Here is a 23,530-nt window from a genome sequence, read left to right on the forward strand (position 1 = left end):
ACAGGAGCCTTGCGCGCCTCAGGGCACGTTCGCCGTTGAGATCTGGAAAGGTTTGCCGGGCATCGACAGGGCGCCCCCGTACTCGGCGATGCTGCCGTTGATCGCATTGACCGGGCACCCCTTGGGCGCGGGGCAAGCGCCGCCGTCCGCGAAGACGACGGGCCCATAGCGATAGTTGCGCACGGCCCTTCCCGCGTAGTCGGCCACGCTCACTACGTGATTGCCGTTGGCGAAATTGTCGGCCTCTTCGACTGCGACGAGATCCGTCAGCAGGTTGTGCTTGATCGTGCGAACGACGCTGCCGGTGTTGCCGTCCTTCGAGAAGCGCACCCAAGAGATCCGGTTGTCGCCGCGCGAGCCGACGATCACCTGCTGGTTGATCGGTTCGCCGTCCCACTTGCCCGGTTCGCCCTTCGACGTGGCCAGGGACGTCGGATTGCGGCCGATGCCGGTCACCGTGCCGACTTCGGCGATGGCATCCGCATCGGCTTTCGGCGTGGCGACCACGGCACCCGGCGCAAAGCCGCCCAGGCTGTAGATGTGCAGCGTGCCGTCCTGCGTGGCAATCCAGGCGCGCTGATTGCTGCCGAAGATGGTCGTCTTCACGGCGGTGGGCCGGGCGCCGAGCGATACCGTCTTGATCACCTCCGGCATCTGCGAGGGCACGTGCTCGAAGGCGAAGGGCCAGTGGTTGGGTGCGCGTCCGAGATTGGATGTGCTGACGACGTTGGGGCTGAAGTAGGTGTCGTTGAAGTAGCTGAAGAGTGGCCTCAGATCGATGAAGGCCGCTTTCTGCTCCGACTTCGATATCACCACGGCCACGCCGCCCTTGGCGTAGCGATCGTAGTTGGGTCCGCCGCGAACGAAGCTCGCCCAATGCTTGTGCAGGGGCGAGTGGTCGGCGCCCATGAAGATGCCGCCCCCCTGCACCGTGCTGAACTGGTCCAGGCCGGTGGTGACCGCAATCTCGGTTGGCGCCGTCATCCCGGGCAGATCGACATAGCCCAGTACCTTCATGAAGGCGATGTTGCCCATGTTGGGCAAGCCTGGGTAGACGCCGATCCAGTCGTTCCACCAGTTGTGCCAGGCTGCGTAAGAGCGGCCGTCCGCCTTGTGCTCCGCGGCATTCATTGCGTCGCAGCCGTCGCACAAGCCGGCGAGCGCCACCACGGCGACCTGGCCTTTCATCGCTGCGGTGTCCCAGACGGTGACCAGTGCGAATTCGTTGCCGTTGGTCACGGCCACGCCGGTCGGCACCTTGTTGGGCGCGAGCCTGGCTGTGGCGTTGTTGCTGGCCGTGTTGCTGCCTACCGCGCCGAGCACGCCGTTTTGAAAGGCGACCACGGCTTCCGCGCAAAAACCCGTGCGGCCGGAGCAGCGTCCAATGGCCACAGGATTGCCGCTGGTGATGCCCGCAGCCTTGTAGTTCATGACGTTGGGCGTGTCGATGCCTTGCCCTGCCTGGTAGATCTGCCACGGAAGCTGGGGCAGTTGGGCAAACACGTTGTACATGTAGGCGGAAACCTGGAGCAGGCTGACGCCGACGCGCTGTGATGGATCGTCCGCTACGAAGATCGCGTTGGCCTGGTTCGTGGAGAAGGGGCCCGCGTCCGCCGTCACCGGGCCGCCAACGGACCAGTAGAACGGCAGGTTCTGCGCCGGCTCCGTGAGCCGCGTGTCCTCCCGCTTCGCAAGGGCAGGCCCGGTGTTGGCCGTGCCGTAGGCCTGCGCGTCCGGCCCATAGCGGTAGGCGATGCCGGCGTCGCTGCTGAGCTGGCTCGCCATCTGGACATACGAGCTCCTGATCACCGCCAGTTTGGAATCAACGATGTCGCCCCTTCCGTGTGCACCGCTCGGGGGCGCCTGAGTCTTCGGGGCCGCTGCTGGCGCTGGTGATTTGGGCTGGGCATGGGCACTTCCACAGAGCGCCAGTGCGCCGGACCCCAGCAGCAGTACGAAGAAACCAAAGAAACCAAAGAAACGCGAAGAGAGTTTTTTCATGAAACCTCGGGTCAGGATCAACGCACTTGCCGACCCGCACTATGGTGCCAGCGCGCGACGCGTTGTGGACGATTCCGGACAATAAGCGCTGTCCTACGCGCGGCTGCGAAAACCTCTGAACAGCCCCTGGTCACCGGGGCATATGGTGCGTCGACGATTTCGGCACGCAAACGCACGCCGGAGTTGCCACAGACCCCTCGCGCAAGGCTCCTTGGCGAGGGGCTTTTTCCGTTTTAGCGCAAGACGATGGAGACAAAAGCTATGCCGTTTGAACTTCTGGCCCAGGTGGGAAAAGGGCCCTTTCCGCAACTTTTCCACGATGGCGAGAGGGTTGAAAAAGTGATGCTCCTCAATGCCGCCGGACTGGTCAAAGCGGGCCTTTCTGAAGACTTGGATGAAGTCATGGTCTACGGAATCACCGACAAGGGCCGCGAGGCGCTGACGCCGGAAGCGGCACCTCGGCCACGGTGATGCTAGCCGCGCCGCTCGGCAGCGCTACGTAGGATGCAGACGCGCGGCGCGCTCGCCTCTTTCTGACGGGAGGATCGCAGTGCTGATCTTTCAATGAGCCATCACTGTTTATTGGAGGTCTCATGACCAGTCTCGTCTCCCAGATCATGCCCAGCGCGACCAATATGCTTCGGCTGGACCATACGCATGTCATGTCCACGTTCCACCAGTTCAAGGTGGATGCGCCCACGCGCGTCAAGAAGGGTCTCGTGAACACCATCTGCACCTCCCTGGAGATACATGCGCAGCTGGAAGAAGAGATTTTTTATCCGGCGGTGCGGGAGATCTGCGGCGAGCGCATCCAGCAAAGCCTGCACGAGCACGATGAGATGAAGCGGCTGATCAAACTGCTTCGCCAGATGGAGCCCGAGGCGATCGACTACGACGAGACAGTGATGGCTCTCATGCGCGACGTCATTCACCACGTGGCCGATGAGGAAACCATCGTTTTTCCCGCGGCCGAGCAGAAGATGCGCGACCAGCTCGGCGAATTGGGCACGCAGTTGACGAAGCGGCGCCTCCAGTTGGTTGCGCCACGCACGGGCGAGATCGCGCTCGACATGGGGCGCGCGGTGTCGGGCAACACAGCGGCGCTTGCTTTCGCGGCTGCGGCGGCGCTCAGCGTGCTGGCCATCGGCCGGGCGAGAGCGCGCTCAAAGAGCGCACATCCGCATTTGTGACGGCCGCGCGCGCAGCACGCGCGGGCAGAGCCTTCAGACCCTCAGATCCTCTTGCGCCGGGGAACCACGTTAAGTTGCAAGGTCGCTTTGGCCGGCCCGTCTCCGAGCACCACCTGGAGCGGCGCGATGTCGATGAGCTGGTCTGCGTGCCACACCTTGATGGTCGCGGCGCCCTCGGGCACGTCGAGCGTGGCGAGGCCGTCGGCGGCCGTCACTGCGGCCCAGGGCGAGTCGCTCACGTAGACGTGTCCCCGCATCGAGCTGTGGAGATGGCAGCCGAGCAGCACCGGGCCGGCCTTGTCGAAAGCCGCGTCGGCCGTCTTGCCGGGTTTGCCTTCGGGCTTGCCGGCGATCATCAGTTCGAAGCCGCCTGCGGGCCCGACATCGAATTGCGCGACCCCGGCGGCTGAAGCCCGCACGTGGTGATCCCATGGGTCGTTGTTGACAAAGTGAACCTTTGCGCCGACCGGTACCAGGGTCACTGCGGGAACGAAGCGCATCTTCTCCTGGCTGATCGTCACCTCCTTGGCCAACGGACGGGACGGTGCCGCCTTCGAGGTCGTGACCACGACGACGACCGCGTCGGTCACGGGTTGTCCGTCCTTGTCGATGACGCTGACCTGAAGCGGCGTCGCCGAGCAAAGTGCGCAGAGAAGCGCACCGGCGAGGGCAACCACCGAACTGCGGATGCCCAAGACGCGCCGGGGTGAGGAGTGGCTCTGCATACGCTTACAGCTGGCCCGTCTTCACGACGTGCCAGACCTTGTCGTAGTTGTCGCCGTACACGTCCCCGGGCTCCTGGTCCTCGGGCCACGTGTAGAGCGGCTGACCCTTGAATGTCCACTGCCTGGCACCGTCGGCGCGGGTGATCACCGAGAGATTGCCCGTCGGATTGACGCCTTCGCCAGCGAGGACCGGCGGCCACGTCACGGCGCAATTGCCATAGCAGGCCGAACGGCCCGTGTTCGGCTTGTCGTCGTCGAAGGTGTAGAGCGTCATCCCCTTGTCGTCGACTAGCATTCCGTTGACGAGCTTGATTTTCGAGACGTTGGCGGCCGTTGGCGCCTTGGTCGCGCAACCGGCGAGCAGGCCGGAGACAAGGGCGAGACTGATGGCGGCATTGCACATTGAGCGACGCATTGAGTGGCGCACGGAGTGGCTCCTTTGGAGTTTTGTTGAGATCGCGGTGTATTAAACATTTAGATACAGCAACGCCACTGCGCACTTTGTCACGGCCACGAAGCTTCGTTTGCGGGCGCATCCACCGCATGAATTCAATGTATTCACGGAATCATCTTCATCGATGCGGCGCTTCTGTCTAGAGTTCGGCCCCATAGAGCTGGAGACAACTGGATGGGCAACGCAACGATGACATGCCGCTGCGGTGTCGACGTGCATGCGCATGTCGTGCCGCGGGACTTCCCTGCATACCTTGGCAGCAAGCTGCCGGCGCAATGGCCTTCGATGGCACCGGCGCACGAATGTCATCGCAACGTGATGATCGCGGGCAAGCTCTATCGCACGGTCTCCGACAAGGCCTGGGACGTGCCGAAGCGGCTCGCCGACCTCCCGTCCATGGGGCTCGCGCGCCAGGTGATCTCGCCGATGCCCGAGCTGCTGTCGTATTGGATGGATGCTCCCGCAGCGCAGCAATTGCTTCGCTTTCTCAACCAGACGATCGCTGCGATGGTGGACGAGTCGGCAGGTGCATTGCTGGGCTTTGGCGCGGTGCCCTTGCAGGACATCGATGCCGCCATCGCGGAGCTGCAGCACATCCATCGAACGCCGGGCCTCGTCGGCATCGAAGTGGGAAGCAACGTCAATGGGGTTCCCGTGGGCGATCCGAGCCTCGATCTCTTCTTCGAGGCGTGCGAGGCGCTGAACATGCCGGTGTTCGTTCATGCCGTGAAGCCGACGGGCATGGACCGGCTGGTCGGGCCGCCGCCGTTGCAGCAAGTGCTCGCCTACCCCACCGAAGTGGGGCTCTCCGCTGCTTCAGTGATCACCAGCAACCTGATGTTGCGCCGCCCGCGCCTGCGCATTGCCTTCAGCCATGGCGGCGGCACCCTGAGTGCGCTGTTGCCCAGGCTGCAGCAGGGCTGGCAGGTCTTCCCCGCCTTGAAAGAGGCTCTTCAGTTGTCACCGGTGGAGCAGGCCCGCCGGCTCTACTACGACACCCTCGTGTTCGACACGCCTGCCCTGCAGCACTTGGTGAAGACGTTCGGCCACGGGCAACTGATGCTCGGCAGCGACTATCCATTCAACTTCCACGAGCGCCTGCCCGCGCAACGCGTGGCCGAAGCAGGCTTTGACGAGGCCACGCAGGCGCGGCTCGTTCATCTGAACGCCGAAGCCTTCCTGGGCATTGAGACAAGGAGTTCCCCATGAGTTCACCGTGGATCGCGGGGCTGCGCAGCGTCTCGCTCGACGTGCCCGATCTTGCGCTGGCCGAGACTTTCTATACCGGCACATGGAACCTCGAAGTCGCCGCGCGGAGCGCCGAGGTGCTTTACCTGCGCGGCACGGGTGCCGATCACCATCTGCTGGCCCTGCACCGCGGCGGCCTCGCACCGGCGATTCGCAAGGTCACGTTGCGCGCCCGCTCGGAAAAGGCCTTGCATCACATTGCCGATGCAACAGCGGCTGCCGGCGGCCGCGTGCTCCAGGCGCCGTGCGCGAGCGATGAGCCATCGGGCGGCATTGCAATGCTGATCGCCGATGCCGACGGCCGGGTGATCGAGGTCGTGCATGGCGACGCGCGGCGCCCCGAAGCGACGGAAGTCAGGGACCGGCCGATCCGGCTGGCGCACGCGGTGCTGAACGCGCACGACGTGGAGGCGACCCAGCGCTTTTTCGAACAGGCGCTGGGCTTCACGCTGGCGGACCGGACCCGCATCATGGCTTTCATGAATTGCGACCGCGACCATCACAGCATCGCGCTGGGCGACTCGGACAACGACGCGCTCAACCACATCGCTTTCATGATGCCCGAGCTCGATTCGGTGATGCGCGGCGGCGGCCGGATGAAGGACGCGGGCCATCCGATCGAGTGGGGTCCGGGTCGCCATGGTCCGGGCGCGAACGCCTTCAACTACTTCATCGACCCGTTCGGCATCGTCATCGAGTACACGGCCGAGGTCGAGCAGATCGACGACAGCTACGTGGCAGGCCGTCCGGAAGATTGGAAGTGGCCGCCCGGACGGGTCGACCACTGGGGTATTTCGCAGCCACCGAGCGCGCGGCTCAAAGAGGCGCAACGCCGGGTGCTGTTCAAGCCTGCATGAGTGCATTGGTGCATGCGTGCATGAGCACGGCAAAAGAATCCAAACGGAGAACTCAATGAAACTCGTGACCTTCATCGAAGCGGGCGCGCCCCGGCTCGGCGTTGTCGATGGCGATGCCGTCATCGACCTGAACAAGGCCCAGCCTCAAGTGCCGGCGGATCTGCGCGCGGCATTGCGAGCGGGCGCGGACCTGGCCGGAGCGGCAACCGCTGCCATCGCCTCGTCTGCGCCGCGCCTTCGCCTCGGCGCCATCAAGTTCGCGCCGCTGATCCCCGAGCCCGGCAAGATCATCTGCCTCGGTCTCAATTACTACGACCATGCGAAGGAGGGCGGCCGCGAGAAGCCGGTGTATCCATGGTTCTTCTACCGTGGCGCGACATCCCTGCTTGCGGCGAACGAACCTGGGTTGCGGCCGAGGGTTTCGGAGAAATTCGACTTCGAGGCCGAACTCGCGGTGGTGATCGGCAAGTCCGGCAAGCATGTTTCGCAGGACGATGCCTTGTCGCTCGTTTTCGGCTACACCTGCTTCAACGACATGTCGGTACGGGACTACCAGAAGCGCACGCCGCAATGGACCATCGGCAAGAACTTCGACAGGACCGGCGGCTTCGGCCCGGTATTGGTGAGTGCCGATGCACTGCCGCCGGGCGCGGTGGGTCTCAGGATCCAGGGCCGCCTCAACGGCGAGGTCATGCAGGACGCCAACACCGCCGACATGATCTGGGGCGTGGCCGAGACGCTCGCCCTGCTCACCGAATGCCTGACGCTCGAACCCGGCGATGTGATCGTGATGGGCACGCCCGCCGGTGTCGGGCAGGCCCGGACGCCGCCCGTCTGGATGAAGCATGGCGACCGCTTCGAAGTCGACATCGAAGGCATCGGGACCCTCGTGAATCCGATCGTCGACGAAGAGGCTTGACGATGACGGACGACTCGACACGCGACATCGTGGACGTCGCGGTGATCGGCTTCGGCCCGTCGGGTGCTGCGGCGGCCGGCCTGCTCGCGAGCTATGGGCTGCGCACGTGGGTCTGCGACCGCTCGACCGAGGTGTACGACAAGCCGCGGGCGATTGCGATCGACCACGAGATCCTGCGTGTGTTTCAGCAGATCGGTGTCATCGACAAGATCGAATCGGACGTCGAGCCGTTCACTCCGTCGGAATATTTTGGCGTCGACGGGCAGTTGATCAAGCGCATGACGATGGTCGATCCGCCCTATCCGCTGGGCTATACGCCCTCGAACGTCTTCACCCAGCCGGCTATCGAGAAGAAGCTGCGCGAGCATGTCTCGCGCATGCCCGGCGTCACGGCCGCGCTCGGCTCGGAGGTGATCCGCATCGAGCAGGACGAAGCCGGCGTCCAATTGCATGTGAAGGATGCCGAGGGCGACATACGGACTGTGCGCGCGCGCTATGTGGTTGCCTGCGATGGGGCCTCCAGCGGCATTCGTGAAGCAATGGGCCTCGAACTCGAAGACCTGGCCTTCGACGAGCCCTGGCTCGTGATCGACGTCCTGGCGAACGACCGCGGCCTGGCGAAGCTGCCGAAGACCAGCGTGCAGTATTGCGACCCTGCGCGTCCGAGCAGCTTCCTCATTGGGCCGGGCAGGCATCGGCGCTGGGAGATCTCGCTGAAGGAAGGTGAGGACCCGCAAGTGGCCGCCACGCCGGCGCGTACCTGGGAACTGCTCGCGCGCTGGATGACGCCGTCCGACGGAGAGCTCTGGCGCCAGGCGAGCTATCGCTTCCATGCGCTGGTGGCAAAGCAATGGCGCCGCGGCCGCGTCTTCATCGCGGGCGATGCGGCGCACCAGCAGCCGCCGTTTCTTGGACAGGGCATGTGCCAGGGTATTCGCGATGCAGCCAACCTGAGCTGGAAGCTGCGCGCGGTGCTGCGCGACAACATGGGAGCGGACGCCACCGAGTCGCTGCTCGACAGCTACGGCGTCGAGCGCGGCGAGCATGTGCGCCAGTTGACCACGCGCATCAAGGACATTGGTGCCGTGATCTGCGAGCGCGATCCGGCAAAGGGGCGGGAGCGCGATGCCCATCTGCTGGCGCAGGGCGGCGGGATGGTGGTGGACACGCCACGACAGGATGTCATTCCGAGGTTGCAGGGCGGACTGCTGTCGCCCACGGCGAGCGCAGCAGTCGGCACGATCTTTCCCCAGCCATGGCTTGAGCAGGGCGGCGAGCGGATTCGCTTCGACACGCTGGCCGGCGACGGATGGTGGCTGGTGCTCGATGCGGCTTTCGATGAAGCCGGCCCCGCTGCTCTGGCGGCCTGGCCCACTCTGCAGACCATTCGATTGGATGCGCTGCGCGAGACCGAGGACGTGGCGGCTGCATGGTTTCGCCGCCACGGCTGCGGCGCTGCCATCGTCCGGCCGGACCGCTACGTCTACGGCGTAGCCGCGACACCGGCTGAACTCGCGGCGCAACTCGCCAGCCTCGCGGCCCGGCTCGGCTCGCCGGAAGTCCGAACCCACAAACAACCCGGAGACCCAAGATGAAACGAAGAGACTTCCAGATCCAGCTTGCCATTGCAACCATCTTCGCGCCCTATGGTCTCGTGCGCGCGCAGGAGCCCTGGCCGACAAAGCCCATCAGGCTGGTGTTGTCCCAGCCGGCCGGCTCCGGGCCCGACAACGTGGCCCGCCTTCTCGGCGATGGGTTGTCGCAGTCGGTCGGCCAGCCTTTCGTCATCGACAACAAGCCGGGCGGCCAGAACGTGATTGGCGCACAGGCCGTGAAGCATGCGGCACCCGACGGCTACACCTTCTATTTCGCGACGACGGCGGCGCTGGTGACCAACAGCTATCTCTTCAAGTCGCTGTCGTACGACCCCTTGAAAGACTTCAGTCCGGTGGCCTTCGTGGCAAACAGTCCGTTCGCGCTGCTTGTGAATGCGCAGTCGCCTTTCAAGTCCGTGGCCGATCTCGTTTCGCGCAGCAAGGCCGATGCGGGCAAGCTGTCGCTCGCCAACGAGGGCCCGCGCACTTTCGGCGGCATGATCGCGCGCCTTTTCAATGCGCGCACCGGCGCGGGAGCGAACCTGGTGGCCTACAGCTCCATCGGCACGGGTGTGCAGGACTTGATCGGCGGCCAGGTGGATTCGCTGGTGGCCGATGTGGCTTCCACCGCCGAACTCGTGCGCAGCGGTCGGCTGCGCATGCTGGCCGTCACTTCGCCCAAGCGCATCGTCGGTTGGGACAAGGTGCCCGCATTGGCGGAGACTCTGCCGGGCTTCGACATGGTCGGCTGGATGGCCGTCGTCGCCCCGGCTGGAACGCCAGCGCCCATCGTTGCGCGAATGAATGCCGGCATCAACGCCATGCTGGAGAAGCCGGCCTTCGCGGAGAAATTGCTGGCGATCGGACCGATCGCCGCGCCGCCCACTTCGCCGCAGCAGTTCGATGCCTATCTGCGTGCCGAGCATCAGCGCTTGGGCCAGATCGCAGCCGAGATCGGGCTGCTCCCTGAATAGACGGGATCAGGACCGCTTGCGCGCAGCCGGCGAGCTGCGCAGGCCATCGCCGCCGAACAGTTCATGCACGAGTGAGCGCAGCCAAGCACTGGCCGCATCCTGATGGAAGCGGCGGTGCCAGAACTGATGCACCTCCACCACCGGTGACCGGAACGGCGGATCGACGATGCGGATGTTTCCGTGGCGCACGCAGATGTTCGCCAGATCGCGCGGCACGGTTGCGATGAGGTCCGAGCTTTCGATGATCGGCAGCAGGCTCATGAAGTGCGACAGGCCCACCGCCACATGGCGCTGCAAGCCGCGGCGCTGCAAAGCCTGCTCCAGCAGATGCTCGCGGCCATCGGGGCTCACGACCGCGTGCGAAGCGGCCAGGTAGGTTTTCAGCGAGATGCGCTCGCCGATCACAGGATGCGCGCTGCGCACGATGCACACGTAGTCGTTGCGAAACAGCTTCTGCATGAAGAAGCCGGCCTTCTGCAAATCCGGCAGGTAGCCGATCGCGAGTTCGGCAGCGCCCGACGCCAATGCATCGGCCGCCGTATGACGCGCCATCGACAACGTGCGCAATGAGCACCCAGGCGCCAGTTGTGCCAGGCGCGACAGGATCTGCGGCAGGAAGTGAACCTCCGCGATGTCGGGCGTGACGATCGAGAACTGCTTGCGAGCGCTGCCGGGGTCGAACTCAGAGGCAGGGAGGATTTCGGTCTTGATCGCCTCCACGACGCGCCTGATCGGCTCGCTCAATTCGATGGCGCGCGGCGTAGGTTGCATGCCGGCGCCCGTCTTGACGAACAGCGCGTCTCCGAACAGCACGCGCAGCCGCCGCACCGCCGCGCTCATCGCAGGTTGGCTCAGCCCGACCGCCTCGCCAGCCTTGGTCACGCTTTGGTGCTCCGACATCGCCGAAAAGGCAACCAGCAGGTTGAGGTCCACGTCGGTGATATTCATGCCGTGGATTCTAGGAAGCCAGGAGATCATGCGGCATCATTGCGCACACCATGAAGATCCAGGGATGACCGCCGCCTCGCCATTGGTAGAGACACTGACCGAGCTCAACGTCGTCGATCTGCTCGATTCGACGGGCCTGTCGCGCCTGCACCGCACGCCGTTGCGTCGCTTGTTCCGGCCCGCCGCCCACCGATTCGCCCGGACCGCGCACGAGTTCGATACCCGTGTGGGCGAGCACGGTCTCGCGCAGGGCAGCGCCTGGCTGATGAAGCGAATGACCGCGGGCATCGTCACATCGGGGCTGGAGCACGTTCCACCACAAGGGCCGGTGGTCATCCTTGCGAATCATCCGGGCATGACCGACACGGTCGCACTTTTCACCAGCTTGGCATCCCGCCCCGACCTCCGGGTGATCGCCCTGGATCGCCCGTTCCTTCGCGCCTTGCCTAATGTGGCGCGCCAACTGATCTTCCTGCCTGATGAGGAAGGCGGGCGCCACGAAGGCGGACGCATGGCCGTGCTCAGGACGGCCGCCAGGCACTTGCAGGAAGGGGGCGCGTTGTTGACCTTTCCGGCGGGTGAGATCGAGCCCGATCCCGCAGCCTTCGGCGTGCAGCGGGCCGCAGCGTCCTTGTTGAACTGGTCGAGCAGCTACACGCTGTTTGCCCGGCTGGCGCCGCGGACCCGGTTCGTGCCCGCGCTGGTGAGCCATGTCATTTCGCCGCATGCGCAAAGGCATCCGCTGACCCTCCTTCGCCGCACCGCGCGCGACAAGGAAAAGCTCGCTGCCGCATTGCAGGTGGCCTTTCCGCGCTATCGCGGTCTGGTGGCGCGGGTCACCTTCGGGGTCACATGCGGCAACCCGCCGCAAGCTGGATCTGACGGAGCGCAGGCGCTCGATGTCTTGATCGCCGCGCAGATGCACAAACTCATCCTTGCGAACGGATCGTCTTCACACGCCATCGCCTAGCACCTGCGTCCACCCGCGGGCCGATCGCAGGATGCCGCCTACAGCCCTTACGCCCGATGCCTCACGGAGGGCCGCCTGCGTCGGCTCCTAGCTTGGTCGGTCCAACGATCAAGGAGCGCGCATGCTTGCAATGAACTACCGGGGCCCGTATCGCGTACGAGCCGCACAGAAGCCCGATCCGGTGATCGAGCACCCCAATGACGCCATCGTGCAGGTCGAGCGGTCCTGCATCTGCGGGTCGGACCTGCACCTCTACCATGGGCTGGTGCCGGACACCCGCGTGGGGACCACCTTCGGCCACGAATTCGTCGGCACGGTGAAGGAAGTGGGCAGCTCGGTGCAGAACCTGAAGGTCGGCGACCGTGTCCTGGTGCCGTTCAATGTCTTCTGCGGCACCTGCTACTTCTGCCAGCGCGAGCTGTACGGCAACTGCCACAACACCAATCCCGAAGCGACGGCGGTCGGCGGCATCTATGGCTACTCGCACACGGCGGGTGGCTACGACGGCGGCCAGGCGCAATTCGTGCGCGTGCCCTTTGCCGACATCGGCCCGACAAAGATTCCGGACGAGCTGTTGCTGGAAGACGCGTTGATGCTCACCGATGCGCTCCCCACTGGCTACCAAGCCGCCGAGATGGGCGAGATCGAGGAGGGCGACACGGTGGTCATTTTCGGCGCCGGCCCGATCGGCATCTTCGCGGCCAAGTCCGCATGGCTGCTCGGCGCCTCGCGCGTCATCGTGGTCGACCACCTCGAGTACCGGCTGGAGTTCGTCAAGAACTATGCGCAGTGCGAGACCATCGACTTCAAGTATGTGGACGACATGGCCATTCACATCAAGAAGATGACGGACTGGATGGGCGCCGACGTCTGCATCGACTGCGTCGGATGCGAAGCGGCCGGCAGTGCGTTGCAGCGGCTGACAGGCATCAAGCTCAAGCTGCAGGCGGGCGCGTCGACGGTGCTGCACTGGGCCATCAACTCGGTGCGCAAGGGCGGGGTGGTGTCGATCGTCGGCGTCTACGGGACCACGTTCAATGCCGTGCCGATCGGCAATGCGCTGAACAAGGGGTTGACGCTGCGAATGAACCAGGCCAGCGTGAAGCGCCATCTGCCTCGGCTCATCGAACACATCCAGGCCGGCCACATCGAGCCGCACAAGATCATCACGCACCGGATCCCTCTCGAAGAAGTGTCCGATGCGTATCACATCTTCTCGAGCAAGCTCGACGGCTGCATCAAGCCTGTGCTGATTCCGCCGGGCGCCACGCTCTGAACACCCCGCAAGGAGAACCGTATGGAAGCACCTCTCAAGCACAGCCACATCAAGGGCTGGGGCAGTGACCTGGACCATGCCAATCGGCCTGCATATCCGAGAGAGCGGACTCCGCCGCGCCTCGAGGGCGTTCACTGGGACAAGCCGGAGCAGCAGCCGAGGAACGTCGAGATCCTCTGCTCCATCGAGCGGCCGGGCATCACGCCCGTCTTTGGCACGCCCCAACCGCCGCGGGGCATGAGCGGAAGCCTGAGGCGCATCGCCTTCCGCTACAGCGAGAACGACGTTCGCCACTGGATGCTGTTGCTCCTGGCCGACCGGATCAACGTGGGTGAAGGGCTCATCGAAGACCTGTCGCACGGCCATGTGCCGAGGATCTACGCCGAGATGGGCGGACGTGCCGAGTTGAAGCACAACCCCATGGGCGCCGCCCGCAAGGCGCTGACGGTCGTGGCGGTCAGCGGCCTGCTCTATCTCTGGCTGAAGCCGCGCAGGCGCACGCGCTACTGAGGTGCGCTCACTTCGCGGGTTCGAAAAAATTCGTTACTTTGTCGCCCGCTCCGCCGGCTTGAAGAGGGTCGCCGCGGCCCTTATTTTTCCGGCGTTCCACTTTGGTCAGAGAGAAAAGGAGGACCAGAAAATGGCCATGGACATGCTCAGGCAACTCGCCGGCTCGCCGCTGCCGGCTACGTTTCGCACGCGGGCCGAGATCGATCAGATCAAACTGCTGCGCGCTGCGGGACTCGTGATCGCGCTCACACCGGCGCCATCCGATCCACTCACGCTTTCGGGGCCCTCCGACGCCGCCCAGGTGCTCGCGATCACCGAGAAGGGACGCGAAGAACTCGCCCGCTACGGGTATCCGGGAGACGTGCCGATGTCCCACGTCCAGTCTCACAGCCCACCCAAGGGGTGGAAATCGAGGCTGGACGCCGTCGTCCGTTCGCGTCGTCCGACGTGGGGAGACCGGCCATGAAAGCGGCGATGGCGAGTCCGCTCGTATACCGCGGCGTGCAGATCGACATCAAGGTGAACCAGGCGGGCAAGCGCGTCTTCGGCCATGCCGATCTCTTTGCGAACAATGAATTCAAGGCTCGCCTCTCGGTCGGAAGCGCGAAGTCTCGGCCCAAGGACCTGCGCGATCGGCTCCGATGTCTTGCGAAGTCGAAAGTGGACGTGTGGGCGATCGCCGGATCAGAGGCCGTCCACTGAGGCGTGAAGCCTGGCCCGTGCCTGGCCCGTGCGCGGTGCGCGATGCGAGGCGTCGCCTACACAGCGTCGGGCCAACCACCGATCCGGTCCGCGTTCGCGCTCGCCAGATTCGAGCATTCATCAACATGCCGCTCCGATGCGCATAGATCACGAACAGACAGCTCCAGCGCACCTGCCGCGGACGCAAGGCCGGCCGCGAGTCCGTGAAGAACACCGGGAAGAGCCGCTGTCGCAGCAGCCGGGACAGCTCATTGCCTGGCTGGTGCGCCGGAGATGGTGGCAGTTCTCGGCACTCTGGCTGTCTATCATCATGGCCGCGTCGCTGGGTGTGGCGGCCCAGTACGGAATGAAGCTCATCGTCGACGCGATGTCCTTGCAGAGGCCAGCGGAGAGCGTCTGGGCCTTCCTGACGCTCTTCATCGGCCTCGTCATGGCAGAGAGCGTCTTCTGGCGGCTCAGTGGATGGATCGGCTGCAACACAGTGGTCGACGTCGGCATTGACGTGCGAACGCGGCTCTTCGCCTACCTCAGCGCCCATTCGGTCGATTTCGTCACGCGCAACAGTTCCGGGGCGCTGGGCGGCCGCATCACTGCGACGGCCGGCTCTACGGGCGCGCTCATCGCCACGCTCACCTGGCGGATCGCGCCGCCATGCGTGGACTTTCTCGGCGCGGTCGTCCTGCTGATGACCATCCAGCCCTGGATGGCCGTCGCACTGGTTTGCTTCGTTCTGCTGATGGCCGCGGCTCTCGCGCTGTTCGGTCGGCGCGGACGGCCTTTGCACCAGGCCTATGCGGCGGCGAACTCGAAGGTCACCGGCGAACTGGTCGACCTCGTCAGCAATCTCTGGACCATCAAGTCCTTCTCGGCGCGCGAGCGCGAGATCCGCCGCGTCGCGGAAGTGACGGGCAGCGAAGGGCAGGCGCACCGCACCAGCTGGCTGTTTCTCGAGCAGGCGCGAGTGCTGCACGACGTGTGCGTCTGGATCATGACCGGAACGATGATGACGTGGTCCATCCACCGCTGGCTCGAAGGCACCAGCACCGCAGGCGACGTGGTCCTGGTCAGCGCCCTGAGCTTCCGCATCTTGCACGGCTCGCGCGAACTCGCACTCGCGTTCGTCGAGGCCACGCAGCACGTCGGTGTGCTTCGGGAGATGCTGGGCGTGATCGCCATTCCGCATGACCCGCAGGACGCGCCGGGAGCGAAGGCCTTCCAGCCGGGCGCGGGGAGCATCCGGCTGCAGGACGTCGACTTTGCATACCGGGATGGTTCACCGGTGCTGAAGAACTTCTCGCTGGACATTCCAGCCGGCCAGCGCGTGGGCATCGTGGGCCCTTCCGGCTCGGGCAAGAGCACGCTGCTGGGGCTGATCCAGCGGCTGCACGACGTGCAGGCCGGGGCAGTGATCGTGGACGGACAGGACGTGCGCACGGTGAGCCAGGAGAGCCTGCGCGCAGCCATCGCCGTGGTGCCGCAGGAGATCTCGCTCCTGCATCGCAGCATCAGCCAGAACCTGCGTTATGGGCGGCCGGATGCCACCGACGCGGAACTGAAAGCGGTCGCCGAGGCGGCTCACGTCGATGAGTTCGTGCGGGATTTTCCGCAAGGCTACGAGACACTCGTCGGTGAACGCGGTGTCAGGCTTTCCGGAGGGCAGCGCCAGCGCGTCGGCATTGCACGCGCGATGCTCAAGGACACCTCCATTTTTCTGCTGGACGAGGCGACCTCGGCGCTCGACACCGCTGCCGAGCGCCAGATCCACGCCGCGCTGCATCGCGCCATGGAAGGACGCACCGTGGTTGCCGTTGCGCACCGGCTTTCGACCGTGGCGAGCTTCGACCGCATCGTCGTCCTCTGCCAGGGCCGGGTCGTCGAGGACGGCCATCCCGAGCAGCTGCGTCGTGCCGGTGGGCTCTACCAGCGGCTTTGGAACGCGCAGGCCAAGGGTCAGAACGTGGCCTGAGCGTGCCGGGGCAGCAGCTCCTGCCAATAGCGCAGGCGCCGCGCGAGCGGTCGATCGATGACGCGGCGCTCCGGTTGCTCCAGAGGGTCGGGCAAGTCCCAGAGGCCGCTTCGATGCCAGTGCGCCGGGTCCAGCCAGTCGGGGCGGTCCACGATCGGATAGAGGCAGATTCCCTGGATCGGCACCCCTGCGGCGACGGAGCGGCGCACCGCCGATGCAATGTAGTCGAGCCAGTCCGCCCGGCCATGCCCCATGTGGCCGGTCTCCGCGATGAACACCAGGCGGCCATAGCGCTGGCTGACTTCGCGCAGCATGTCCGCGGCGTCCCGCCGTCGCGGGTCGTCCAGATGCCAATGCAGTCGCTCGTTGCTCGGGTGCTCCCACTGGTTGGGGTGGTAGTAGTTGACGCCGATCACGTCGAGGTAGCGAGGCGCGCCGCCGAGTTGCGGCTCTGTTCTTCCCGAGATCATGTCCCATGCCTGGAACTGCGACTCGGCGACCGACTGTGCTTCGCACTGCTGCGCCTCCGTGCCGTCCGCGGGGCCGATCACGTGGATCATCGGATCCGTGTGCACCATGCGCGCTTGCGGTGCGACCGACCAGAGCGCGTCGCATCCCATGAGGGTGGCTCGCACCAGCTGCCGCTTCATCGCATCGCCGGCGGCCGGGCCGGGCGCTTGACCGGTCTTTATCAATGCACCGGCGCTCGCCGCCCAACTCAGGTAAGAGATTTCGTTGATCGGCTGGAAGATCGGTACACCCTCCGTCAGCGGCACGAGACAACGTGCCGCGCGTTCGCAAAAGTCGGCAAAGCGTGCCCCGAAGTCCGCCGCAAAGAAATCGACTCCCGGCGGCACACCGTAGTGATGAAGCGTCCAGATCACTTGCACGCCGCACCGCCGAGCCACTTCCGCGTGGTGCGTGAGCCGCCGCGGACCGGCGCTGCCTGTGTCGAACTCACGCCAGCCGACGCTCTCTCGCACGGTGGCGATGCCGAAGTCCGCGAGCCGCCTGTAGTCGTCCTCGATCAGGTCCCAGTGCGCGTTCGCGCGGTTCATCGACAGCGTCTGCCCGAGGCTGTTCACGTGGTCGGCGCCTTCGAATCCCGCTATCCAGAAGCTCTTGAACAGAGCAGCCTCGCGCCCGTTCATGCACTCTCCGAACATGTTTCCGTGCGGTTCAGCGGTCCAGCGGAACGACCATTCGAGTGTCGACCTTGGCGCCGGCGTCCGCCAGCAGCGGCGCCGGGAGCAATTCAGTTCCCGGGGGCTGCGCGTCCTGCTGCTGATTGAACCTCGCAGCCTCCAGCAGCGCCAACATGCTCGCCGCCGTCTTGTCCCACGACGTGCTGGCGACCACGGCCGCGCGCGCACGGGCGGCTTTGGCGCGTGCGGCTTCGTCCATGGCCAGCACCGCTTCGCATCGCGCGACGAACTCGAGCGGTGTGGAGGCAATGCCCACCACGCTGCCGAAGCAGTCGACGACGTCCTTGATGGGCGTACTGACGACCGGGCGATCGGCCGCCAGGTATTCGAGCGTCTTGGTGGGGCTGATGTAGCGCGTCGCCTGGTTGAGCGCAAAGGGCAGCAGACACACGTCCCAGCCCGCCACCAGCGCGGGAAGTTCCTCGTAGCTGCGCTGTCCCAGCCATTGGATGTTGGGCCTGCGCGGCAGTGTCGACGGGTCGATCTTGACGACAGGCCCCACCATGACAATCTGCCAATCAGGGCGCCTGTCCGCAATGGCAGCGACGAGATCCAGGTTCAGGCGCTCGTCGATGACTCCATAAAAACCGAGCCGGGGGTGAGGCACATCGGCTTGTGCCGGATGCTCCCCAGGGTCGCTTGCCGAGCCGCTGAAGTGCACCGCATCGACACTGCTCGGAAAGCAATAGACGTTCGGATGGCGCAGCCGCTTGGCCTGGTACAGGCTGGTGCCTCCCGTGAAGACGACGTCCGCCGTTTTCAACAAGGCGTTCTCTCGCTGGAGCAACTGGCGCGGCGCCTTCAGGAAAGCCGACAGCTCATCCATGCAGTCATACACGATGCCGATCGGATCGAACTCGGCAGCCAGCGGGAGCGCCATGGGCGTATAGAGCCAGAGCCAGTACGGCTCCGGCTGCTCGGTTCGAAGGTATTCCATGAGGAGCGAGCGCAACCCCGGCAAATGATCGTCGTGAAAGCCCATCGCAGCACCCGGCAAGTGGGGTCGAAGGATTTCGACGCCCGGTGCCGGGTGAAGCCGCTCGAGCCGCGGCACGTCATCCCGCACCGGCTCTTCGATGAAGACCACCGGATATGTTCTTGCCAGTCTGGAGAGAAGGTGTTGCGGGCGCTGGTAGACGAAATCCCAGCGAAGGTGCGAAAAGGCGATGAGCCGTGTCATGGAATTCTCTGATGGGTTGTTGAAGAGATGGCGTTGGTCTGACTCAAGTCGCTGTTGCATGCACCGCCTGGCCGGGCCGCAGTGCGTGCGGCGCCTGCAGGGGGTCTCCGGCATTGCGCTGGGCCAGCCTTTCGAACTCGGCCGGGTCATGTGCGCAAAAGGATTCGAATTCCCCGTCAAGCGACTGCTTGAGCGAGCGCAGCCGCCGCTGGTTGTCCAAGCGCGCGCGGCGATCCTTCTCCATCAGCGTCTGGTACATGCGAAGGCCCGGCGTACACCAGGGCTCCAGGTCCATCTCGCAGTGATGAAAGTAGGCATCGCCCGCCAGCATGATCCACCGCGCGCCCGCGCCCGAGCGCACTGCGATGCCTGCATGGCCCAGCGTATGCCCCGGAAGGGGCACCATGAGGATGTCGGGCGCAATGCCTTGCAGCTCGCGCACGCCGTCGAAGCCGAACCAAGGTTCGCCCACTCCAAGGCCATACGCCTGCCAGCGGTCTCGACTCGACCATTGCTGGGGCCTGTAGCGCTGCCGGTCGAGCCATGAGCGCTGGCGCAGCGCGTCGTCGCGCTCGGTGCGCAGCATGTGGATCCTGGCTTCCGGAAAGTCGTCGAGGCCGCCGGCGTGGTCGAAGTCCAGATGGGTCAGCACGATGTGCCGCACGTCGCGCGCGCTGAAGCCGAGGCTCTCCACCTGGCGCACGGCGGTCATTTCCTCGCGGAAATCCGGCGACATCAGCTTGAGAAAGAAGCCGCTGAGCCGGCTGCGCGGATCACGCACGTCGCGCAGGCCATAGCCCGTGTCGGCCAACACGAGCCCGTCATCGGTTTCCAGCAAAAGGCAATGGCAGCACAGGGTGCCACGCTGGAATGCGGAAGGACTGCGTCCATCCATGAGCCGGCCACCGAGCGGGCAAGCGGAAACGCAGTTGAGATGGTGGACGGCAATCATCGCGGCGCCGCGACATCAGCCCCGGGCGCGCATCTGGTCGCGCAGCGCCTTGATCTGATCATGGTTGCGCTGCGCACCCCGCGCCTGGCGTTCGACCACGGTGCGCACGTCCGCCGGCAGGTTGGCCTTCATCGCCTTGCGATAGCGGGCCACGGCTGCATCTTCGCCGCGCTCGCATTCCTCGAGAATCGACAGGGCACTGTTCGCGCCCACGGCGCTCTTCACGTGGACCCATCCGCGATGCAGAGCGCCGCTCACGCTGCCGCTCGTATCGTCCGCAGTGCCGCCGCATTGGCGGATGAGTTGGGTCAGCTCCGATGCGCTTCGTGCACACTCGGCGGCGCGTTCGGTGAAGACCTGCTTCAGGTCGGGCGCATCGACTTCTTCCGCGCAGGTGCGGAATCCATACTCGCCGTCTCGCGTGGTCTCGAGCAGGTCTTCGAGCACCTCTCTCACGTCGTCGAGATCGCTGGCCGAAGGTGTGACGCCGCTGGCTGTCCCCTGCGCAGCCGACGACGAAGCCATGGAGGAGGGCTTTGAGGAAGGCATCGAAGAAGGCATCGAAGATGGCATGGCTGGGAAGTTGGTGTAAATGGGCATGATGTCGTCGAATCCGTGTCGGCCTCTCGTTGACGTCGAGGCCCTGGGTGGGCCCATGGTTGGGCATGGCCAAGGGCTGCCGCTCTTCGCTGTCCGTCAACGCCAGCGTGTCGAAGAGCGTTCCGTGACCTTGGTGCTCATTCCATGATCGGAAACGAACCCTCGCTCCTTGTCGTCGGCGCGCGATGCCCGCTGTAAGCATTCGTCCCCTCGCTTTGGTGGGGCTTCGTTTCTTTGGGAAATCGGCGGGCCGTTTTTGCGGCAATCTTTGCAGCGGGTGGTTGGCGAAAGTCCGCTGCCCTTGACTCCCCGCGAGAGACCCCATGGGCATTTGACTTGCTTGGAACAGCCCGCAATGAGCACCAGTCCGAAGAAGCAGTCGCCGAGTCCCGCCGGGCCCACGGACTCGAGTGGCCAGCGCAGCGTTCAACAGTTGCAGATCCCGCCGATCCAGCAAATGCCCGGCTTCTCGGAGATCACCTTGCTGTCATTGGAGGAAGGGGCCCTGACTGTCGAACTGCGAGGCGGCCCCGTCTTTCTGCGAAGCGCGGAGCAGCGACTGCATCGCCGAACCCCGGCCTTGCTGGGAGAGGACGCCGTGAGCCTGAAGGCACAGTGGTCCCGAATGCTGGACAACACGCATATGGTGCTGCGATGCCGGATCTACCCGGTTGCGGACTGACCTGCCGCGGAAGCGGCGCGACCGACGATTACCCCCGGTGGAGCATCTTCATTGCGCCGCTCAGCGTCTGCTTCTTCTTCCAATAGCCCGCCCAAGGGTCTTCGGTCTGGAAAGACAAGTGCTCCCGCGCGGTGGCGATCGTCCACTGCGCACCGCTCTTGAGCTTGGCAAGGTCGTCCCATGGCACTGGCATCGATACGCCCAGCCCCGGACGCGCACGCGCGGAAAACGCAGCCGCGGTGGTTGCGCCGTGCCCATTGCGCAGATAGTCGACGAACAGCTTTCCCTTCCGGTTCGACGGCCCGCTCTTGGCGACGAAGCGAGACGGTATGGTGCGCGCAAGGTGCTCGACGACCCTCTGCGAAAAACCCTTGACCGTCTCGTAGTCGAGCCGGGGAACGATCGGCACGACGACGTGCAAGCCCTTGCCGCCGCTGGTCTTCAGCCACGCCTCCAGGCCGAGTTCAGACAAGAGCGTCCGCACCAGCGAGGCGGCGTCCTGCACGTGCTGCCATGGCGTGCCTTCGCCGGGGTCGAGATCGAAGACGATGCGATCGGGTTTGTCGATGTTCTTCGCTGTCGAATTCCACGTGTGAAATTCAATGACGTTCATCTGTGCGGCATTTGCGAGCGCGAGGGCCGACCCGATCTCCAGCAGGGCGCCATGTCCCGGCCAAAGGGAGGGATCGAGTTCCTTGATGCCCGGGATGCTGACCTTCTCGTCGTGCTTCTGGAAGAACAGTTCTCCGTGGATGCCTGACGGTCCACGCACCAGTGAACAGGGCCTTCCCTTGAGATGCGGCAGCATCCATGGCGCGATCGACTCGTAATAGCGGACCAGATCGAGTTTCGTCAGTCCCGAAGAAGGATCGATCACTCGATTGGCATTGCTGACCTTGATCCCACCCACCGCGGATTTGCCCGCCGTCCTCACCGGCCCATTGCCGATCTGCCTGGCGGTCTCACGCACGACGGCTGTTGCCTGCTTGTCGGCTCGCAGCGCGACGTACGACGCATGGCGGATCTGGCCATCGGGTGTCCATTCCCCGAAGGCCACTTCGGCGACGAGATCGGGCTTGACCCATCGTTCACTGCCCGCCTCGCGCCGCGACCATCGTCCTGGCTTGGCGGCACCTGCGGAAAACGGCGGCTTGTTCGTTTCGATCTTCGACAGCTTCTTCTTGAGTTCCGCGGCTTCCTTGGCATCCCACCCGGTGCCCACGCTCCCTACTGAAATCAACTCGCCGTTGGGCGCATGCACCCCGAGCAGCAGGCTGCCTACCTGCGACGGCGATCCGAGGCGGTCGGTGTAGCCTGCGATCACGAACTCCTGCCGCAGCTGGCACTTGAGCTTGAGCCACGTCTCGGTGCGGCGTGACAAGTAGGGCGCATCGGTGCGCTTGGCGATCACGCCTTCCAGGTTCATCCGGCACGCGGAAGTCAGGATCGACGAAGGATCGGCATCGAAAGCCGCGCTGAACCGGACCCGCTCGCTGCCGCGCTCCTTCAAGAGCCCCTCGAGCAATTGCCGGCGCGCGCCGAGAGGCGATTCACGCAGGTCATAGCCCTCGAAGTAGGGCACGTCGAAAAGGAAGTAGACGATCTGGTCAGTGCCTGACCCGCGTTCGAAAGCACTCTGGAGTGCGTTGAAGTCCGGCAGGCCCTTGTCGCCGAACACGACGATCTCGCCGTCGAGCCAGGCCGACTGCAGCCCGAGGCCTTCCAGCTCGCCGACGAGGCTCGGCATCTTGGCCGACCAATCGTGCCCGCCGCGCGTGACGAGGGTTGCCTTGCCGTCGCGGATGCGAGTCATCAGCCGGTAGCCGTCGAACTTGATCTCGTACACCCAGTCGCCGCTGGCTGGCACGCCGGTCGAGAGTGTGGCGAGCTGCGGCGTCATCCTTGCCGGCATCGGTGCCTTGGTCGCGCCCGGCATTCCCTTGTCGGACTCTTCCTTGCGCGCGGGTTTTCGTTCCTTCAGCGGCTTGGCAACGACGCTGTCGGGCAGCGCCGTGACGACGTCGTACTCCTCCCTGGAGCGCGCGAATGCATCGCGCTTCTTGAAGAGGATCCAGGGCTCCTGCTTCTCGCCGCCCTTGGCGATCTTCACGAGTTCCCACAAGCCCGCGAGCTTCTGGCCGTTCAGATGGAAGACCAGCTTTCCCTTTGCCAGACCTTCTCGCGGGTCGCCGACGGGCTCCCAAGTCCCGTTGTCCCAAACGATCACCGTGCCGGCGCCGTACTGCCTGGGGGGAATCGTCCCTTCGAAGGAGCCATACGAAAGCGGATGGTCTTCCACGTGGATCGCCATGCGCTTGTCGTTCGGATCGAAGCTGGGGCCTTTGGGCACGGCCCAGGACAGCAGCACGCCGTCCAGCTCGAGGCGGAAGTCGTAGTGCAGCCGGCTCGCCGCGTGCTTCTGGATGACGAACGACAGCGCCTTCTGCTTTTTCTGCGCCTTGGGCTTGGCGGGAGCGCGGCTACCGCGCGGCTCGGAGGTGACCTCGAAATCCCGCTTGGCCCAATACCGCTCCAGCGGGTCCGCTCTCGCATCCTTGGCCGGCATGGTCGAAAGT

The 23,530-nt window shown here is 64.9% G+C and carries 23 protein-coding genes; 14 read left to right on the plus strand and 9 right to left on the minus strand.

Translation table 11 applies throughout. The annotated features are described in order from the left end of the window. Positions 1-18: 18 nt before the first annotated feature. Positions 19-2,001: a hypothetical protein gene (locus tag AC1DEK_RS06590; RefSeq protein WP_478124410.1), complete on the minus strand. Its 1,983-nt coding sequence runs from the start codon at positions 1,999-2,001 to the stop codon at positions 19-21. Between the two features lie 261 nt (positions 2,002-2,262). Between AC1DEK_RS06590 and AC1DEK_RS06595 the strand changes: the two genes are divergently transcribed. Beyond that, positions 2,263-2,472 carry a hypothetical protein gene (locus AC1DEK_RS06595; protein WP_478124411.1) on the plus strand — a complete coding sequence of 70 codons (210 nt, stop codon included), beginning with the start codon at positions 2,263-2,265 and terminating at the stop codon, positions 2,470-2,472. Between the two features lie 122 nt (positions 2,473-2,594). Then, on the plus strand, positions 2,595-3,191 hold the full coding sequence (locus tag AC1DEK_RS06600; RefSeq protein WP_478124412.1) for a hemerythrin domain-containing protein: 597 nt from the start codon (positions 2,595-2,597) through the stop codon (positions 3,189-3,191). Between the two features lie 41 nt (positions 3,192-3,232). On the opposite strand, the gene AC1DEK_RS06605 is transcribed toward AC1DEK_RS06600, so the two are convergent. Continuing rightward, positions 3,233-3,916 carry a cupredoxin domain-containing protein gene (locus tag AC1DEK_RS06605; protein WP_478124413.1) on the minus strand — a complete coding sequence of 228 codons (684 nt, stop codon included), beginning with the start codon at positions 3,914-3,916 and terminating at the stop codon, positions 3,233-3,235. Positions 3,917-3,920: 4 nt separating this feature from the next. Continuing rightward, positions 3,921-4,343, minus strand: coding sequence for a COG4315 family predicted lipoprotein (locus tag AC1DEK_RS06610; protein WP_478124414.1), 423 nt, complete (start codon positions 4,341-4,343; stop codon positions 3,921-3,923). A gap of 201 nt (positions 4,344-4,544) precedes the next feature. Between AC1DEK_RS06610 and AC1DEK_RS06615 the strand changes: the two genes are divergently transcribed. From AC1DEK_RS06615 to AC1DEK_RS06635, 5 genes are read left to right on the plus strand one after another with little or no spacing between them, the layout of a single operon-like run. Further along, complete coding sequence (locus tag AC1DEK_RS06615; RefSeq protein WP_478124415.1) at positions 4,545-5,579, plus strand: amidohydrolase family protein; 1,035 nt, start codon at positions 4,545-4,547, stop codon at positions 5,577-5,579. Beyond that, positions 5,576-6,475, plus strand: coding sequence for a VOC family protein (locus AC1DEK_RS06620; protein ID WP_478124416.1), 900 nt, complete (start codon positions 5,576-5,578; stop codon positions 6,473-6,475). The genes AC1DEK_RS06615 and AC1DEK_RS06620 overlap by 4 nt, the downstream gene beginning before the upstream one ends. 55 nt (positions 6,476-6,530) lie before the next feature. Further along, on the plus strand, positions 6,531-7,394 hold the full coding sequence (locus AC1DEK_RS06625; RefSeq protein WP_478124417.1) for a fumarylacetoacetate hydrolase family protein: 864 nt from the start codon (positions 6,531-6,533) through the stop codon (positions 7,392-7,394). 2 nt (positions 7,395-7,396) lie between these two features. Then, positions 7,397-8,989, plus strand: a complete 1,593-nt coding sequence (locus AC1DEK_RS06630) for a bifunctional 3-(3-hydroxy-phenyl)propionate/3-hydroxycinnamic acid hydroxylase (protein WP_478124418.1) — start codon at positions 7,397-7,399, stop codon at positions 8,987-8,989. Continuing rightward, the gene (locus AC1DEK_RS06635) at positions 8,986-9,963 is read left to right on the plus strand and encodes a Bug family tripartite tricarboxylate transporter substrate binding protein (protein ID WP_478124419.1); all 978 of its coding nucleotides are present in this window, start codon (positions 8,986-8,988) and stop codon (positions 9,961-9,963) included. Before AC1DEK_RS06630 ends, AC1DEK_RS06635 begins: the two co-directional genes overlap by 4 nt. 6 nt (positions 9,964-9,969) lie before the next feature. On the opposite strand, the gene AC1DEK_RS06640 is transcribed toward AC1DEK_RS06635, so the two are convergent. Next, positions 9,970-10,911, minus strand: coding sequence for a LysR family transcriptional regulator (locus tag AC1DEK_RS06640; RefSeq protein ID WP_478124420.1), 942 nt, complete (start codon positions 10,909-10,911; stop codon positions 9,970-9,972). A gap of 64 nt (positions 10,912-10,975) precedes the next feature. Here AC1DEK_RS06640 and AC1DEK_RS06645 point away from each other — a divergent pair, with 64 nt between their 5' ends. The 6 genes from AC1DEK_RS06645 (at position 10,976) to AC1DEK_RS06670 (ending at position 16,335) form a co-directional block, all read left to right on the plus strand. Beyond that, entirely contained in the window at positions 10,976-11,881 is a 906-nt protein-coding gene (locus tag AC1DEK_RS06645; RefSeq protein WP_478124421.1) for a 1-acyl-sn-glycerol-3-phosphate acyltransferase, read from the plus strand. A gap of 121 nt (positions 11,882-12,002) precedes the next feature. Further along, complete coding sequence (locus tag AC1DEK_RS06650; RefSeq protein WP_478124422.1) at positions 12,003-13,157, plus strand: zinc-dependent alcohol dehydrogenase; 1,155 nt, start codon at positions 12,003-12,005, stop codon at positions 13,155-13,157. Between the two features lie 21 nt (positions 13,158-13,178). Continuing rightward, on the plus strand, positions 13,179-13,667 hold the full coding sequence (locus AC1DEK_RS06655; RefSeq protein WP_478124423.1) for a hypothetical protein: 489 nt from the start codon (positions 13,179-13,181) through the stop codon (positions 13,665-13,667). A gap of 130 nt (positions 13,668-13,797) precedes the next feature. Beyond that, positions 13,798-14,133: a hypothetical protein gene (locus tag AC1DEK_RS06660; RefSeq protein WP_478124424.1), complete on the plus strand. Its 336-nt coding sequence runs from the start codon at positions 13,798-13,800 to the stop codon at positions 14,131-14,133. A gap of 8 nt (positions 14,134-14,141) precedes the next feature. Continuing rightward, entirely contained in the window at positions 14,142-14,369 is a 228-nt protein-coding gene (locus AC1DEK_RS06665; protein WP_478124425.1) for a hypothetical protein, read from the plus strand. A gap of 136 nt (positions 14,370-14,505) precedes the next feature. Then, positions 14,506-16,335, plus strand: coding sequence for an ABC transporter ATP-binding protein (locus AC1DEK_RS06670; RefSeq protein ID WP_478124426.1), 1,830 nt, complete (start codon positions 14,506-14,508; stop codon positions 16,333-16,335). On the opposite strand, the gene AC1DEK_RS06675 is transcribed toward AC1DEK_RS06670, so the two are convergent. The 4 genes from AC1DEK_RS06675 to AC1DEK_RS06690 are packed head-to-tail and all read right to left on the minus strand — an operon-like array spanning position 16,320 to position 20,197. After that, positions 16,320-17,486: a hypothetical protein gene (locus AC1DEK_RS06675; RefSeq protein WP_478124427.1), complete on the minus strand. Its 1,167-nt coding sequence runs from the start codon at positions 17,484-17,486 to the stop codon at positions 16,320-16,322. The genes AC1DEK_RS06670 and AC1DEK_RS06675 overlap by 16 nt on opposite strands. A 28-nt stretch (positions 17,487-17,514) precedes the next feature. Further along, a complete protein-coding gene (locus AC1DEK_RS06680; protein ID WP_478124428.1) occupies positions 17,515-18,720 on the minus strand; it encodes a glycosyltransferase family protein in 1,206 nt (401 codons plus the stop codon). Positions 18,721-18,763: 43 nt separating this feature from the next. Then, the gene (locus AC1DEK_RS06685) at positions 18,764-19,669 is read right to left on the minus strand and encodes an MBL fold metallo-hydrolase (protein WP_478124701.1); all 906 of its coding nucleotides are present in this window, start codon (positions 19,667-19,669) and stop codon (positions 18,764-18,766) included. 18 nt (positions 19,670-19,687) lie between these two features. After that, positions 19,688-20,197 (minus strand): ferritin-like domain-containing protein, encoded by a 510-nt coding sequence (locus tag AC1DEK_RS06690; protein WP_478124429.1) that lies wholly within the window; start codon positions 20,195-20,197, stop codon positions 19,688-19,690. A 430-nt stretch (positions 20,198-20,627) separates the two neighbouring features. Between AC1DEK_RS06690 and AC1DEK_RS06695 the strand changes: the two genes are divergently transcribed. Then, entirely contained in the window at positions 20,628-20,954 is a 327-nt protein-coding gene (locus AC1DEK_RS06695; RefSeq protein ID WP_478124430.1) for a Rieske (2Fe-2S) protein, read from the plus strand. A 28-nt stretch (positions 20,955-20,982) separates the two neighbouring features. Here AC1DEK_RS06695 and ligD read toward each other — a convergent pair whose 3' ends face one another. After that, on the minus strand, positions 20,983-23,520 hold the full coding sequence (gene ligD, locus AC1DEK_RS06700) for a DNA ligase D (protein WP_478124431.1): 2,538 nt from the start codon (positions 23,518-23,520) through the stop codon (positions 20,983-20,985). Positions 23,521-23,530: the final 10 nt, after the last annotated feature.

This window comes from Variovorax sp. 10N420 (assembly GCF_056394705.1).